This window comes from Sphingopyxis sp. 2PD (genome assembly GCF_005503695.1).
Taxonomy (GTDB): Bacteria; Pseudomonadota; Alphaproteobacteria; order Sphingomonadales; family Sphingomonadaceae; genus Sphingopyxis.
This window is the reverse complement of the sequence record NZ_SCMU01000011.1, coordinates 49102-62842: the sequence shown is the minus strand read 5'-3', so window position 1 is coordinate 62842 and position 13741 is coordinate 49102. Positions and strand designations below refer to the sequence as shown.

Below are 13741 nucleotides of genomic sequence, written 5' to 3'. Positions count from 1 at the left end.
CAAGTTATACCTAGCAACACTAGGCTTTAATCGGAGGATGGGATGACGGCGATAACGACGGAAGCGGCAGTGCCGACCAAGGGCTTGTCCGAAGGCTGGGGGTTGTTCTGGACGCTGACCGGCGCGCTCGCAGCAATGTCGCTCGGCTTTCTCTTCGCTATCGGTTGGGACACCGAAGGCTTTCGCATGGTGATCCGCGCCACCGCGCGCACATCGCTCGTCCTGTTCCTCGCCGCCTTTGCCGCGTCGGCGGCGGTGAAGCTGTGGCCCGGCCCCGTCACGCGCTGGATGCGCCGCAACCGGCGCCAGCTCGGGCTGGGCTTTGCGATGTCGCACTTCATCCACGCGCTCGCGATCATCGCGCTGTGGAAAACCGATCCCGGCACCTTCTGGGTGCTGACGAACCCCAAATCGATCGCGACGGGCGGCACCGCCTATGTCTTCATCGCGCTGCTCGCCGCGACCTCGTTCGACCGGATGGTCAAGGCGCTCGGCCCCAAGTTCTGGGGGCGCCTGCACTGGTGGGGCGTCTGGATGGTCGCGGTCAGCTTCATCTTCACCAATGGCAAACGCATCCCGGTGAGCGGCTGGTACGCGCTGCCGGTCGCGCTGGTCCTGGCGGTTATCGTGCTGCGCTTGGTCGCAGGGCGGAAACAGCGGCGGGCGGCGGCACTGGCGTAGGGCGCGGCGCGCTCCCCCTCGACTTCGCGGTGGTTCGGCGACAAGGTACCGCCAAACCACCGCGAACGAGAGGCCGCGCATGACGCTTACCACCACCAGTAGCTGGCCCGCCGAGGCCGAAACGCTGCTCGGCGATCTTGTCGACCTGCGCCGCGCCATTCACCGCGAGCCTGAACTCGGCCTACAAAACCCCAAGACGCTGGCGAAGATCAAGGACGCGCTCGCCGGGTTGCCGCTTGAATTTCGCGAGGGGCCGTCGACGACCGGGCTGGTCGCCATCCTGCGCGGGCCGGCCAACGGGCGGACCGTGCTGCTGCGCGGCGACATGGATGCGTTGCCGCTGCTCGAGGAAACCGGGCTCGATTTCTCGTCGGAGATCAGCGGCGCGATGCATGCGTGCGGGCATGACACGCATGTTGCGATGCTCGTCGGCGCGGCGAAGCTGCTGTGCGCGGCGCGCGACCGGTTGCCGGGAACGGTGATGTTCATGTTCCAACCGGGCGAAGAGGGCCATCATGGGGCGCGCTTCATGCTGGATGACGGGATCATCGACCCGCTGCCCGACGCGGCTTTTGCTCTGCACATCATGCCCAATGCGCCGCACGGGATTTTTGCGTCGCGCGCCGGGCCGCTGCTCGCTTCGTCTGACGTGCTGTCGATCACCGTCAAGGGCGCGGGGGGCCACGCGTCGATGCCGCACGATGCGGTCGACCCGATCCCGGTCGCCTGCGCGATCGTCACCGCGATCCAGACGATGGTCACGCGCCGCATCTCGGTCTTTGACCCCGCAGTGGTGACGATCGCGAAGATCGCGGCAGGCACGACGAACAATATCATCCCCGAGATCGCCGAGATGCAAGGGACGATCCGTACCCTGTCGCCCGAGCGTCGCGCGATGGTGGCGCGCGAGCTGAAACGCCTCGCCCCCGCGATCGCCGAGGCGCATGGCTGCACCGCCGAGGTCGAAATCGTCGAGGGCTTCCCCGTCACTGTCTGCGACGCGCGCGCGGTGAGTTTCGGCCAGTCGGTCGTCGAAGCGACCTTTGGCGAAGCGGCCTGGCTGACGATGGACCATCCGGTGATGGGCGCCGAGGATTTCTCCTACGTGCTTGAAAAAGTTCCCGGCGCGATGTTCTGGCTGGGCGCCAGCGAAGCGGGCAGCGACTGGCGGCAATGCTGCGGGCTGCACAGCAACCATATGGTGCTCGACGAAAAAGTGATGGCGCGCGGCGCGGCACTGCACGCGGCGCTGGCCGAGCAGTTTTTGCATGAAGGGTTTGGCACATGATCAACATCATCGGCGCGATCATCTCGGGCCTGATCATCGGCGCGCTGGCGCGCTTCTTTTATCCGGGCGCGGTCGAGATGGGATGGATCGCGACGATCCTGCTCGGCATCGGCGGCTCGCTGCTCGCGGGGCTGGTGACGACGCGCGGCGTTCGCGGCGAATTCCACCGCGCGGGATGTTTCGCGTCGGTGATCGGGGCGATTGTGTTGATTCTGGTCGGGCGGTTGTTGGGGATAGGTGGGTAGAAAATTATCTCACACAAAGACACAAAGCCACGAAGAAGATCAGCGGGCCAAATTACCGTTGGCGATCCGGCAGACACCCTCTTTGAAGGTGGCACCGCCAAAATTCATTAAGAGCCCTAGAGGCAAATCGAGAAGGCGAAGGTAGGTCAGGACTTGTTTTTGATGAAGTGGCGAAAGCCGTTCAACAGATTTTAGTTCGATCAGCAGCTTGCCATTCAACAACAGGTCCGCGCGAAACCCTTCGGCGAGTTCGATTCCGTCATAATGTATCGGGATCGGTCGTTGGCGCTCTACAAACAGCCCCTTTCGGGTTAGTTGATCCGCAAGGATCGCTTCATAAACAGATTCGAGCAGACCCGGTCCCAAGTCGCGGTGCAGCCTAAACCCGCAATCCACTGCAATTGTCGCGAGCGCTTCGGTTTCGGAGCTCATCCCAACCCTTCTTTGTGCCTTTGTGTCTTTGTGTCTTTGTGTGAGATAATTCTTTTTACGGCACCAACACCGTGTCCACCGCCTGTGGAAGCATCGCCGGATAGTCGAGCGTGTAATGCAGCCCGCGGCTTTCCTTGCGGTGGAGCGCGCTGCGCACGATGAGCTCGGCGCATTGGAGCAGGTTGCGCAGTTCGATCAGGTCGGTGGTGACGCGGAAGTGGCCGTAATAATCCTCGACCTCGCCGGTCAGCAGGCGGATGCGGTGCTGCGCGCGCTCGAGCCTTTTCGTCGTGCGCACGATGCCGACATAATTCCACATGAAGCGGCGGATTTCGGTCCAGTTCTGCTTGATGATCACCTCTTCGTCCGAATCGGTGACGCGGCTTTCGTCCCACGGGCGGATCGGCGGCGGCGGCTCGAGCTGGTCCCAGCGCGCGATGATGTCCTTTGCCGCCGCTTCGCCGAAGACGAAACATTCGAGCAGGCTGTTCGATGCGAGGCGATTGGCGCCGTGGAGGCCACTTTCGGTGCATTCGCCTGCGGCATACAGCCCCGGCAGGTCGGTGCGTCCGGCAAGGTCGATCAGGATGCCGCCGCAGGTATAATGCTGCGCGGGCACCACCGGGATCGGCTGCTTGGTCATGTCGATGCCCAGCGTCAGCAGCTTGTCGTAGATGTTCGGGAAATGCCCGGCGACGAAATCGCGGTCGAGATGGCTGATGTCCAAGTGGACATAATCGAGCCCGAAGCGCTTGATCTGGTCGTCGTTGGCGCGCGCCACGACATCGCGCGGCGCGAGTTCGGCGCGCGCGTCATAGTCGGGCATGTAACGATGGCCGGTGACGGGATGCTTGAGGATACCGCCCTCGCCGCGCACCGCCTCGGTGATCAGGAAATTCTTGACGTCGAGATTGTAGAGGCAGGTCGGGTGGAACTGCATCATTTCCATGTTCGACACGCGGCAGCCGGCGCGCCAGGCCATCGCGATGCCGTCGCCGGTGGCGCCCCGCGGTGCCGTAGAGAATTGATAGACGCGCCCCGCGCCGCCGCTCGCGAGGATCGTCGCGCGACCGACATGGGCGTGGACCTTCCCGGTTTTTTCATCGAGCGCATAGACGCCCCACACGCGGCCCGATCCCGAATAGCGTTCCTCATGCCGTCCGGTGATCAGGTCGATGCACGCCTGCCCCGGAAGCAAGGTGATGTTCGGATGCGCTGCAGCGGTCTTGAGCAAAGCCGCCTGCACCGCCCAGCCGGTCGCGTCGTCGACATGGACGATGCGGCGGTGCGAGTGGCCGCCCTCGCGCGTCAGGTGCAGCGCGTCGCTGTCCTTGTTGAAAGGCACGCCCATCTCGACCAGCCGTTCGATCGAGGCGGGCGCATTCTCGACGACGAACTCGACCGTCTCGCGCCGGTTCAATCCGCCGCCCGCGACCATCGTGTCCTCGATATGATTTTCGAAGGTGTCGCCCGCATCGAGCACCGCGGCGATCCCGCCTTGCGCCCAGGCGGTCGACCCGCCGGTGAGCTCGCCTTTCGCGAGCACGAGCACGCGACAATGATCGGCGAGCGCGATCGCGGCGGTGAGCCCGGCAGCGCCCGAGCCGACGATGATGACGTCGTGTGAAGAATCAGCGGCCATCAAAATTCCGTTCGTGTCGAGCGAAGTCGAGACACCCCGCTGCCTCGCGCCATTCCGAAGGGCATCTCGACTTCGCTCGATGCGAACGGAAAAGAGAGGCTAGGCATTCGCCGCGCGCGTCAGGTTGAGGAAGACGTCCTCGAGATCGGCCTCGCGGGTCGAGACGTCGACGATGCCATGGCCCATCGCATTGACCGCGGCGAGCACCTCGCCCGCGTTCATGCGGTCCTTGTTGTAGCTGATCGCGAGCCCGCGCTCGCCCTCGCGCTCCACCTTGTCGAAGGCGGGATGCGACGGCAGTTGGACGATATCCTGGTCGAGCGTCACCACGACGATCTTCTCGCGCGCCATGTCGACCAGCTCGCGCGTCGGCTTGTTCGCGATCAGCCTGCCATGGTTGATGATCGCGATGCGGTCGCACAGCTCCTCGGCTTCCTCCAAATAGTGCGTCGTCAGCACCACGGTGACTCCGCAGTCGTTCAAGGACTGCACATATTCCCAGAGCTGCTGGCGCAGTTCGATATCGACCCCCGCGGTCGGCTCGTCGAGCACGATGATCGGCGGCGAATGCACCATCGCCTTGGCGACGAGCAGGCGGCGCTTCATGCCCCCCGACAGCGTGCGCGCATAGGCATCGCGCTTGTCGGTCAGATGCACCGCGGCGAGCAGCGCGTCCGAAATCCGCTTCGCCCTGGGCACGCCGTACAGGCCGGCCTGATTCTCGAGCGTCTCGAACGGCGTAAAAAACGGATCGAAGACGATTTCCTGCGGCACGATGCCGATCGAATATTTGGCGTTTCTGGGATCGGCGTCGATGTCGAAGCCCCAGATGCTCGCGCTGCCACTCGTCTTGTTGACCAGCCCCGCCAGGATATTGATCAAAGTCGACTTGCCCGCCCCGTTCGGCCCCAAAAGCCCGAAAATCTGGCCGCGCGGGACGTCGAAGCTGACATTGTCGAGCGCCTGCTTGCCGCCGGCATAGGTTTTGGAGACGGCGTCGATGCGGATGGCGGCTTCGGTCATGGCCGCTTCCATAGCCGCGCACCCCGGCCTGTAAAAGCCTTCATCGCTGCCGCCGCTTTTCGTGGGCGCGGCGTTAACGCTATGTTGGATAATCGCCGCTAGGACCAATGTTGTGAGGACCAGACACACCCAAAACCCGCAGTTCATGCTGCGCGGCATCGCCGCTTGCGCGCTGCTGATGGCCCCGGCCATTGCGGCGCCGGCCCATGCCCAGCAAACGGCGCAGGCGCAAAGCGAAGCCATCGTGCTGCGCCCCCTATCCTTCTTCAAGGTCAACGACCTCAGCTTTGGCGACATCATTCCGTCGAACGTCGCGGGAACGGTGACGCTGGCGCCCGACGGGTCGCGCAGCCGCACCGGCGGCGTCACGCTGGCCGGTAACGGCGGCGAACCGGCGCGTTTTGCCGGGCTCGGCACGGTCAACCGCCAGGTCAATATTTCGCTGGGGTCGAACACGATCTGGCTGACCGGACCGGGGGTGCGCATGCGCGCCCGCACGTTCGAAATCGGCAGCACCCCGACCGCGATCCTGTCGACATCGCCGACGCGGTTCCGGATCACGTCGGCGCTCGGCAACTACAACTTTCCAATCGGCGCGACGCTGGAAGTCGGCGCCAACCAGGCGCCCGGCGACTACAGCGGGACGTTCACGGTCACACTCAACTATCTCTAGAGCTTCTGTGGGGGAAGAAGCGGCACCGGATGACCACCTATATTCGCAAGAATATTGGCCGGTGCCGCATGTCCCCTGCCGGTCGTTCGACGGCGCAGACCCCGATTGCTCCCGCCCCGCGCGCTTGCTATGGGCGCGATCGATGACCCAGCCCGCGCCCGAAACCATCCGCACCCCGAAAACCCGCATCGCCTGCGACGGCACCGGCGACGGCCTTGCCAACGCCGCGCTCGGCCACCCGCGCGTGTGGCTGGAAATCGACCCCGACGCGGGGTTCGCCGACTGCGGCTATTGCGACCGGCGCTTCATCCTGATCGGCGGGGTCGCCGATAAAGCTTAGGCATCGGCGGGGTCGCCGACGGGACTCAAGCGGCGCGGCGCGCGACCGGCGCGCGCAGGAATAAACAGCCGCTTTACCACGCCCGTGCATCAACCACTCACGTCCCGCTGGCATAAATGTGCCAGACAGGAGCAGAATCTGTGGGGATTCGAGGGACCAGAAGCTGTCGGGATGCCGCGCGCGCCCTGACCATTGCCGCCGCCATGGCGGCAGCCATGTCGTGCGCGCCCGTACAGGCGGCTGACACCAACGTCACCGCCAATGCAGCGATCGTGCGCCCCAACACGCTGATCAAGACCGACGATCTGAACTTCGGGACGCTGGTCAGCGGCCCGACCGGCGGTACCGTCACCGTCAACCCGGTCACCAATGCGCGAAGCTCGGGCGGCGGCGTGACCCTCGTCGGCACCACTGCGCAGCGCGCTACATTCCAGGGAACCGGGGGAATTTTCCTGATCACCGTATCGGGCAGCACGTCGGTGACGCTGGCGCGGATCGGCGGCGGTGCGCCCAACATGACCGCCAGCCTGGTGCGCGCCGCCAGTACCAGCGGCGGCGGCATCGCGCTGCTGGGCGCAACGCTGCTGCCCAGCGGGGTGCAGACCTATTACATCGGCGGCACCCTCACGGTCCCGGCAAACCAGCCCGCGGGCGATTACAGCGGCACGTTCACGCTCACCGTCAATTATCTCTGACGGCGGTTTGCGCGCGCGACGCGCCATGCCTATATCGGCCGCATGACCAGTCTCACCGACCCCCGCCGCTTCCTCTACCGTGCCGACGCGCTCGACCCCGACCTGGCACAGGCGCTTGCGCGCGAAGCGCTCGCCAAGGCCGACGACGGCGAGCTTTACCTGCAATATCGCGCGACCGAGAGCTTCGGCTTCGACGACGGCCGCCTCAAGACCGCCGACTATTCGACCGACGCCGGGTTCGGGCTGCGCGCCGTGTCGGGTGAGATGACGGGGTTCGCCCATGCCAGCGACATCAGCGCCGGGGCGATCCGCCGCGCCGCCGAGACGCTGGCGCTGCTCGATCCTGCCAGCCAGCCGCACACTGCGCCGCCGCCGCGCACCAACCGCCATTTGTATGACGAGGCGAACCCGCTCGACCTGATCCCCTTCGCGAAAAAGGTCGCGCTGTGCCAGGAAATCGACGCCGCGGCGCGCGCGCGCGATCCGCGTATCGCGCAGGTGTCGGTCAGCCTCGCGGGCAGCTGGTCGGTGGTCGAAATCGTCCGCGCCGACGGCTTCCTCGCCACCGACATCCGCCCGCTCGTCCGCCTCAACGTCTCGATCGTGGTCGAGGAGAACGGCCGCCGCGAGAGCGGGGTTTTCGGGCTCGGTGGGCGTTACATGTACGACCATCTGTTCGAGCCCGCGCAGTGGAACCGCGCGATCGACGAGGCGCTGGCACAGGCGCTGGTAAACCTGCGCGCCGTCGACGCCCCTGCGGGCGAGTTTACCGTGTTGCTCGGCCCCGGCTGGCCCGGTGTGCTGCTCCACGAGGCGGTCGGCCACGGGCTCGAGGGCGATTTCAACCGCAAGGGCACCAGCGCCTTTTCGGGCCGCATTGGCGAGCGCGTCGCCGCGCCGGGGGTGACGGTGGTCGACGACGGCGCGATGGAGAGCCCCGTCGGCGGCGGTCGTCGCGGGTCGCTCAGCATCGATGATGAAGGCACCCCGACCGGGGAGACGGTGCTGATCGAGGACGGCATTTTGAAGGGCTATATGCAGGACCGCCTCAACGCCCGCCTTATGGGGCTCGAACCGACCGGCAACGGGCGGCGCGAGAGCTTTGCCCACGCGCCGATGCCGCGGATGACCAACACCTTCATGCGCGGGGGCAACGACGATCCCGCCGAACTGCTCAGCCGCGTCAAGAACGGCATTTTCGCCAAGAGCTTTGGCGGCGGACAGGTCGACATCGTATCGGGCAAGTTCGTGTTCAGCTGTACCGAAGCCTATAAGATCGAGAACGGCAAGCTGGGCGATTCGATCAAGGGTGCGACCCTGATCGGCGACGGGCCGAGCGTGCTGACCAAGGTGATGGGCATCGGCAACGACATGGCGATCGACGAAGGCATCGGCATCTGCGGCAAGGGCGGCCAGAGCGTCCCCGCGGGCGTCGGCCAGCCGACCTTGCTCGTGAACGGGCTGACCGTCGGCGGGACGGCGTAAATTCCTTCTCCCTTGATGGCAGAAGGATACGGAGCCTCATCGCGAAGCGATTAGGCGGAGTTGGATGAGGGTGAAGGCGCGTCCATTCGCCCCCTGTTTCAGGACGCGAGAGCACCCCCACCGCTGCGACTAGCCAGCAAGCTGGCAAGTCTCGCTGCCTCCCCCATCAAGGGGGAGGATTTGTTAGGTGTGACGCGCCTCACTTGGCGGGCCGCTTTTGCGCGCCTATAGTCCCTTCAAACAGAAAAGAAATCGGGCCGCATTGTCCGCCGGGTCTTCCCCGGCAACAGGGAGGATATTCATGCGTTCGAGTCTGCGTTTCGTTTCCGTCGCCGCCATTGCCGCGATGCTCGCCGCCGTGCCGGGTTCGGCGCAAAAGACCACCGGCCCCGTCGAGCGCTATGAAATGGACGTCGCAACCGCGTCGGGCTTTGCCGCGATGGCGGCGGGCGGACGCGGGGTCGGCAACATGATGGGGATGATGTTCGGCGGCGGCCCCGACGGCAAGGTCGCGCACACGCTGGAGCTGCGGCTGGGGTCGAACCAGACGCCGACCGCGCCGCCGGTCAAGGCCGATCATTTCTTCCTGCCGCAGGCCAAGCTCGGCAAGTCGGTGCCGCTGCTCGGCCCCGAACCCGGCAAGCCGCGCGAGCGCGAGGATGGCAATGAAATGCCGAAGGATTTTGAGCGTCCCAAGGGCCGCCTGCTGCTGTTCTGGGGCTGCGGCGCCAAAGCCGGGCCGGGGCAGCCGGTGATCATCGATTTCGCCAAGGTCGCCGCAGGGCAGATGCCGCCCAATCTGTTCACCACCACCGTTCCGCGCATCCGCGAGGTGATGGCGTCGAACAGCAAATCCTACGCCAGCTGGCCGAACAGCAAATCGTCGAAACAACCATCGTCGGGATCCTCGCTGCTCGGCGCGCACCGGATCGCGGGCAATGTCGGGCCAGAAATCAACTTCACCTTGGCGCAGGATTATATGCCCGGGCTGAATGCTTCGACGACGATGCAGGGCGACGGATCGGTGATGATCCGGTGGAACCAGCTGGTTCCCGCCACCGGCTATGTCGCCTGGGCGTTCGGCGGCATGGACCGCGGCAGCGCGGGGGGCGACATGGTGTGGTGGACGAGCAGCAACGCGCGTGAATTCGGCGGCGGACTGTGGGATTGGCTGCCGCCCGCGACGGTCGCGGGGCTGGTGGCGAAGAAGGTCGTGATGCCGCCCGCACAGACGAGCTGCGCGATCCCCGCCGAGGTCAAGAAGGCTTCGGGGGAGATGATGATCGGCAACCTCAATGCCTTTGGCCCCGAGGCCAATTTCTCCTATCCGCCCAAGCCCGCGGGCAATGCGGTATGGAACATCGACTGGACCGCGAAAGTGCGCTTTCGGTCGCATACCATGTTGATGATCGGTGCCGATTTCGGCGGCATGGGCGGGTCGGGCAGCAGCAGCACCCCTGCCGAGCCCGCGAAGAAGAAGAAATGCAAAGGTCCGCTCGGCATCCCGTTGCCCGACGGGGCGTGCTGATCCGCGCCGGTCAGCCCCTGTTCACGCGCGTTGGCGTAGGGCGGCGGCGGGTAGGATATGTTGAAGGCAGGAGTCGAACCATGCGTCTGCACATTCCGATGATTTTGGCCGCTGCCGCGCTCGCCGCAATCCCCGCGACAGCCAGCGCGCGCGAGCGGCTCGCGCCCGAAGATCAGCTGGCCAAGCTGCTCGAAGGCCGCGTCGCGGGCGAACCGCGAAATTGCATCCCGCTGTCGATGGCGCGGAGCAGCCAGGTGATCGACAAGACCGCGATCGTCTATCGCGTCGGCGGCACCCTGTGGGTCAACCGGCCCGAAGGCGGGGCGTCGTCACTCGATGACGACGACATGCTGGTCACCAAATTGTCGGGCAGCCAGCTGTGCAGCATCGACGCAGTGCAATTGCACGATCGCAGCAGCCATATGTACAGCGGCTTTGTCTCGCTCGGGAAATTCGTGCCGTATCGGCGCGTGAAGGGCGAGTAGCCGCTCCACCTGTCATCGTCATCCCGGCGCAGGGTGTTGGGAGGCACGTGACTCCCAACACCCTGCGCCGGGATGGCGAATGTCTCTAGCTGAGGATTTGACGGCGCGTGACGCAAAGTAATTCCACCCCGCCCGCCGACTGGCCGCAACAACTCCTCGCCTTCTGGTTCAACGCGCATGGGATGGACGACTGGTACGGCGGCGGCCCCGATTTTGACGCCGAAGTGCGCAACCTGGCCGAGGATTGGCACACGGCGCTCCGTTCGCAGCCCGCCGAAACCTTCCTTGCCGATCCCGACACCGCGCTCGCCGCCGCGATCCTGTTCGACCAGGTGCCGCGCAACATCTATCGTGGCCATGCCGACGCCTTTGCCACCGACAGCTTGGCCCGCGCGATTGCGCGCGGCATCGTCGCCAAGGGGTGGGACCAGGCGTGGCCCGACGAGCGGCGCCAGTTCGCTTATCTGCCCTTCGAGCATAGCGAGGATATCGCCGACCAGCGCGAATCGCTCCGGCTGATGACCCAGCTCGCCGATCCGGTCTTTCACGATTACGCCCAAAAGCATTTCGACATCATCGACCGCTTCGGCCGCTTTCCGCACCGCAACGAAGCGCTCGGCCGTGCGACGCGGCCCGAGGAGGTTGAGGCGATAGAAGAGGGCAAGAATTGGTGATAGGACGGCGCCGACACGGAGACGAGCCATGGCCGAATTCACCGATACGCTGACCGACAAACATATCGCTTTCATCGAAAAACAGCCGGTCTATTTCACCGCGACCGCCGCTGCCGACGCGCGGATCAACCTGTCGCCCAAGGGCTATGCCGACAGCTTCCGCGTCCTGTCCGACAGCCAGGTCGCCTATCTCGACCTTGCCGGATCGGGAAACGAAACCCACGCGCACCTCGCCGCCGATGGCCGCATCACGATCATGTTCTGCGCCTTTGATCGCAGCGCGCTGATCCTGCGCATCTATGGCCGCGGCCGTCCGGTGTTGCCGCAGGACGATGAATGGGACGCGCTTGCGGCACATTTCACCCTGCTGCCCGGCACCCGCCAGATTTTCGTGATCGATGTGGAAAGCGTCCAGACCAGCTGTGGCTGGGGGGTGCCGATGATGGAGCTGCAACAGGAGCGCGACACGCTGCAAAAATACCATCGCCAGGCCGATCGCGCGCTGTGGGTCGAAAAGACGCTCGGCCGCACCAAAAGCATCGACGGCCTGCCGACGCGGCCGACCGACCGCTTCATCGAGGGAGAGACCGCCTGATGCCACTCGTCGAACTGGTCCGCATTCCCAACGGCGCCGAGGCCGAGCTGCTGCGCGGGCGGATCGAAAGCGCCGGGCTGCATGCGGTGTGTTTCGACGCCGGGATGAACATCGCCGAAAGCGTCGGGCTGATGATCCCGGTGCGGATCATGGTGCTCGACGAGGATCTGGACGAAGCGCGAGCCTTGCTGGCGGAATTTGAGAATCCGGGGAACGGCTTGGCGGCTGGAGCGCTAGACCGCTGAGACCATGATCAAAGTTGCCAGTTACAATATGCGCAAGGGCATCGGGCTCGACCGCCGCCGCGATCCCGGGCGGGTGCTGGCGGTGCTCGGCGAGCTCGACGCCGACATCGTCGCGCTGCAGGAGGCCGACCGGCGCTTCGGCACCCGCGCCAGCGCGATCCCGCCGCATATGCTGGACGAGCACAGCGATTATGTCGCGGTCGCGCTCGACAATCGCCCGCACAGCATCGGCTGGCACGGCAATGCGCTGCTCGTCCGCAAGGGCGCCGAGGTCGAGGAAAGCCATGCGCTCCACCTGCCGACCCTCGAACCGCGCGGCGCTGTCGCGGCGACGATCCGCATCGGCGACACGCGGCTCCGCGTCGTTGGCATGCACCTCGACATTTCCGGGCTGCGTCGCCGCCATCAGGCGCGCGCGATCCTGAACCATGTCGCCGAAGGCGAGGACTTGCCGACGATCCTGATGGGCGACTGCAACGAATGGCGGAACCAGGGCGGCTGCCTCCACGATTTCGGCGAGCGCCACCGGCTGATCGACACCGGCCACAGCTTCCACAGCCGCCGCCCGGTCGCAAAACTCGACCGCATTTTCGCCTCGCCCGACTTGGAGGCGGTGGACGCGGGGGTGCATCGCAGCGCGCTCGCCGCGCGCGCATCGGACCATCTGCCGATCTGGGCGCAGTTCCGGGCGGCGGGGTAAAGCCGACAGTCTTGGATTGCTGCTTTGGGGTGGGAGCGGACGGTCAATTTTTTGTCGTCACCCCGGCGAAGGCCGAGGTCTCACCCTCTCGGTTTACCGCACCGGCGAGATCGTGTTTCAGAGTCACGTGCCTCTGAACACCCTTCGCCGGGATGGCGATGCTATGGATCCTCCCTGTGGCGAAGCCATGGGGAGGGGGACCGTCGCCGTAGGCGATGGTGGAGGGGCGGCGACGTTGCGCGAGAGCCCCTCCGTCAGCGCTTCGCGCTGCCACCTCCCCATCGCTGCGCGACAGGGAGGATCGATGTCCGCAACCGGTCGCTACCCGACCCTCGTCATCCCGGACTTGATCCGGGATCCATCGCAGCGCCGAAGTCATGGATCCCGGATCAAGCCTGTCCTGAGCTTGTCGAAGGGCCCGGGATGACGATGTTTGAGGGGCTATCTTCGGTCTGGGGCTGTCATTGCCAAGACGTGAACTATCGTCGCACAATGCCTAAATTTTAGGCAAACCCCTGCCTCACCTGCCCAGTAAACGACCGATTATTCGCCTGATCGCAGAAAACCCGTCACAAAATGTTAACTTTTCCGCGCCGTGCGTAATCTGGCACGGCTGTTGCACCGCAACATGATGCTATTGGGCAAAAGGGGGCATCATGAAGCTGATCCTGGCAATCATTAAACCATTCAAGCTCGACGAGGTGCGCGAAGCGCTCACCGGCTTGGGTATCGCCGGCATGACCGTGACCGAGGTCAAGGGGTTCGGTCGGCAAAAGGGGCAGACCGAAATCTATCGCGGCGCCGAATATGCGACCAACATGGTGCCGAAGGTGAAGATCGAGCTCGTCTGCGATGACGCGCTTGCGCCGCGGGTGGTCGAAACGCTCCAGCAAAGCGCCGGCACCGGGTCGATCGGCGACGGCAAGATTTTCGTTCTCGACGTGGGTCAGGCGGTGCGCATCCGCACCGGCGAGACCGGCGAGGCGGCACTGTGATGACAAAGGGGGAAA

General features: G+C 65.0%; 17 protein-coding genes. 14 read left to right on the top strand and 3 right to left on the bottom strand.

The annotated features are described in order from the left end of the window. The first annotated feature begins 42 nt into the window (after nt 1-42). The 3 genes from FFS18_RS10245 to FFS18_RS10235 all read left to right on the top strand — a co-directional run bounded on the left by FFS18_RS10245 (nt 43) and on the right by FFS18_RS10235 (nt 2214). The gene (locus FFS18_RS10245) at nt 43-681 is read left to right on the top strand and encodes a ferric reductase-like transmembrane domain-containing protein (protein ID WP_137870728.1); all 639 of its coding nucleotides are present in this window, start codon (nt 43-45) and stop codon (nt 679-681) included. 79 nt (nt 682-760) lie between these two features. Continuing rightward, a complete protein-coding gene (locus FFS18_RS10240) occupies nt 761-1969 on the top strand; it encodes a M20 metallopeptidase family protein (protein ID WP_137870727.1) in 1209 nt (402 codons plus the stop codon). Next, entirely contained in the window at nt 1966-2214 is a 249-nt protein-coding gene (locus FFS18_RS10235) for a GlsB/YeaQ/YmgE family stress response membrane protein (protein WP_137870726.1), read from the top strand. The genes FFS18_RS10240 and FFS18_RS10235 overlap by 4 nt, the downstream gene beginning before the upstream one ends. 39 nt (nt 2215-2253) lie before the next feature. Here FFS18_RS10235 and FFS18_RS10230 read toward each other — a convergent pair whose 3' ends face one another. The 3 genes from FFS18_RS10230 to FFS18_RS10220 all read right to left on the bottom strand — a co-directional run bounded on the left by FFS18_RS10230 (nt 2254) and on the right by FFS18_RS10220 (nt 5311). Next, a complete protein-coding gene (locus FFS18_RS10230) occupies nt 2254-2646 on the bottom strand; it encodes a GxxExxY protein (protein ID WP_120217400.1) in 393 nt (130 codons plus the stop codon). A 55-nt stretch (nt 2647-2701) separates the two neighbouring features. Continuing rightward, nucleotides 2702-4288 carry an L-aspartate oxidase gene (gene nadB / locus FFS18_RS10225; protein ID WP_137870725.1) on the bottom strand — a complete coding sequence of 529 codons (1587 nt, stop codon included), beginning with the start codon at nt 4286-4288 and terminating at the stop codon, nt 2702-2704. 99 nt (nt 4289-4387) lie between these two features. Further along, the gene (locus FFS18_RS10220; protein WP_137870724.1) at nt 4388-5311 is read right to left on the bottom strand and encodes an ABC transporter ATP-binding protein; all 924 of its coding nucleotides are present in this window, start codon (nt 5309-5311) and stop codon (nt 4388-4390) included. A gap of 112 nt (nt 5312-5423) precedes the next feature. Between FFS18_RS10220 and FFS18_RS10215 the strand changes: the two genes are divergently transcribed. From FFS18_RS10215 to FFS18_RS10165, 11 genes are all read left to right on the top strand, one after another. Continuing rightward, nucleotides 5424-5984, top strand: coding sequence for a DUF4402 domain-containing protein (locus FFS18_RS10215; protein ID WP_232014727.1), 561 nt, complete (start codon nt 5424-5426; stop codon nt 5982-5984). Between the two features lie 142 nt (nt 5985-6126). After that, nucleotides 6127-6324, top strand: a complete 198-nt coding sequence (locus tag FFS18_RS10210) for a zinc-finger domain-containing protein (RefSeq protein WP_120217403.1) — start codon at nt 6127-6129, stop codon at nt 6322-6324. Between the two features lie 203 nt (nt 6325-6527). Beyond that, nucleotides 6528-7019 (top strand): DUF4402 domain-containing protein, encoded by a 492-nt coding sequence (locus tag FFS18_RS10205; protein ID WP_171005277.1) that lies wholly within the window; start codon nt 6528-6530, stop codon nt 7017-7019. Between the two features lie 42 nt (nt 7020-7061). After that, on the top strand, nt 7062-8504 hold the full coding sequence (gene tldD, locus FFS18_RS10200) for a metalloprotease TldD (RefSeq protein ID WP_137870722.1): 1443 nt from the start codon (nt 7062-7064) through the stop codon (nt 8502-8504). Between the two features lie 301 nt (nt 8505-8805). Continuing rightward, a complete protein-coding gene (locus FFS18_RS10195) occupies nt 8806-10032 on the top strand; it encodes a hypothetical protein (RefSeq protein WP_137870721.1) in 1227 nt (408 codons plus the stop codon). 80 nt (nt 10033-10112) lie between these two features. Then, the gene (locus FFS18_RS10190) at nt 10113-10517 is read left to right on the top strand and encodes a hypothetical protein (protein ID WP_137870720.1); all 405 of its coding nucleotides are present in this window, start codon (nt 10113-10115) and stop codon (nt 10515-10517) included. A 107-nt stretch (nt 10518-10624) separates the two neighbouring features. After that, nucleotides 10625-11191 carry a DUF924 family protein gene (locus FFS18_RS10185; protein WP_249340363.1) on the top strand — a complete coding sequence of 189 codons (567 nt, stop codon included), beginning with the start codon at nt 10625-10627 and terminating at the stop codon, nt 11189-11191. 28 nt (nt 11192-11219) lie between these two features. Beyond that, the gene (locus FFS18_RS10180; protein WP_137870719.1) at nt 11220-11786 is read left to right on the top strand and encodes a pyridoxamine 5'-phosphate oxidase family protein; all 567 of its coding nucleotides are present in this window, start codon (nt 11220-11222) and stop codon (nt 11784-11786) included. Next, on the top strand, nt 11786-12031 hold the full coding sequence (locus tag FFS18_RS10175; protein ID WP_137870718.1) for a putative signal transducing protein: 246 nt from the start codon (nt 11786-11788) through the stop codon (nt 12029-12031). The genes FFS18_RS10180 and FFS18_RS10175 overlap by 1 nt, the downstream gene beginning before the upstream one ends. Before the next feature lie 4 nt (nt 12032-12035). After that, entirely contained in the window at nt 12036-12731 is a 696-nt protein-coding gene (locus FFS18_RS10170) for an endonuclease/exonuclease/phosphatase family protein (protein WP_137870717.1), read from the top strand. 656 nt (nt 12732-13387) lie between these two features. Further along, entirely contained in the window at nt 13388-13726 is a 339-nt protein-coding gene (locus tag FFS18_RS10165) for a P-II family nitrogen regulator (RefSeq protein WP_003043080.1), read from the top strand. The last annotated feature ends 15 nt before the right edge of the window (nt 13727-13741 follow it).

Excerpts from the sequence above, each read along its gene's own strand:
- FFS18_RS10235 (WP_137870726.1), top strand. The coding sequence starts at position 1,966 with ATGATCAACATCATCGGCGCGATCATCTCGGGCCTGATCATCGGCGCG.
- FFS18_RS10220 (WP_137870724.1), bottom strand. The coding sequence starts at position 5,311 with ATGACCGAAGCCGCCATCCGCATCGACGCCGTCTCCAAAACCTATGCC.
- FFS18_RS10245 (WP_137870728.1), top strand. The coding sequence starts at position 43 with ATGACGGCGATAACGACGGAAGCGGCAGTGCCGACCAAGGGCTTGTCC.
- FFS18_RS10165 (WP_003043080.1), top strand. The coding sequence starts at position 13,388 with ATGAAGCTGATCCTGGCAATCATTAAACCATTCAAGCTCGACGAGGTG.
- tldD (WP_137870722.1), top strand. The coding sequence starts at position 7,062 with ATGACCAGTCTCACCGACCCCCGCCGCTTCCTCTACCGTGCCGACGCG.
- FFS18_RS10230 (WP_120217400.1), bottom strand. The coding sequence starts at position 2,646 with ATGAGCTCCGAAACCGAAGCGCTCGCGACAATTGCAGTGGATTGCGGG.
- FFS18_RS10170 (WP_137870717.1), top strand. The coding sequence starts at position 12,036 with ATGATCAAAGTTGCCAGTTACAATATGCGCAAGGGCATCGGGCTCGAC.
- FFS18_RS10190 (WP_137870720.1), top strand. The coding sequence starts at position 10,113 with ATGCGTCTGCACATTCCGATGATTTTGGCCGCTGCCGCGCTCGCCGCA.
- FFS18_RS10175 (WP_137870718.1), top strand. The coding sequence starts at position 11,786 with ATGCCACTCGTCGAACTGGTCCGCATTCCCAACGGCGCCGAGGCCGAG.
- FFS18_RS10180 (WP_137870719.1), top strand. The coding sequence starts at position 11,220 with ATGGCCGAATTCACCGATACGCTGACCGACAAACATATCGCTTTCATC.
- FFS18_RS10195 (WP_137870721.1), top strand. The coding sequence starts at position 8,806 with ATGCGTTCGAGTCTGCGTTTCGTTTCCGTCGCCGCCATTGCCGCGATG.
- FFS18_RS10240 (WP_137870727.1), top strand. The coding sequence starts at position 761 with ATGACGCTTACCACCACCAGTAGCTGGCCCGCCGAGGCCGAAACGCTG.
- FFS18_RS10210 (WP_120217403.1), top strand. The coding sequence starts at position 6,127 with ATGACCCAGCCCGCGCCCGAAACCATCCGCACCCCGAAAACCCGCATC.
- nadB (WP_137870725.1), bottom strand. The coding sequence starts at position 4,288 with ATGGCCGCTGATTCTTCACACGACGTCATCATCGTCGGCTCGGGCGCT.
- FFS18_RS10205 (WP_171005277.1), top strand. The coding sequence starts at position 6,528 with ATGGCGGCAGCCATGTCGTGCGCGCCCGTACAGGCGGCTGACACCAAC.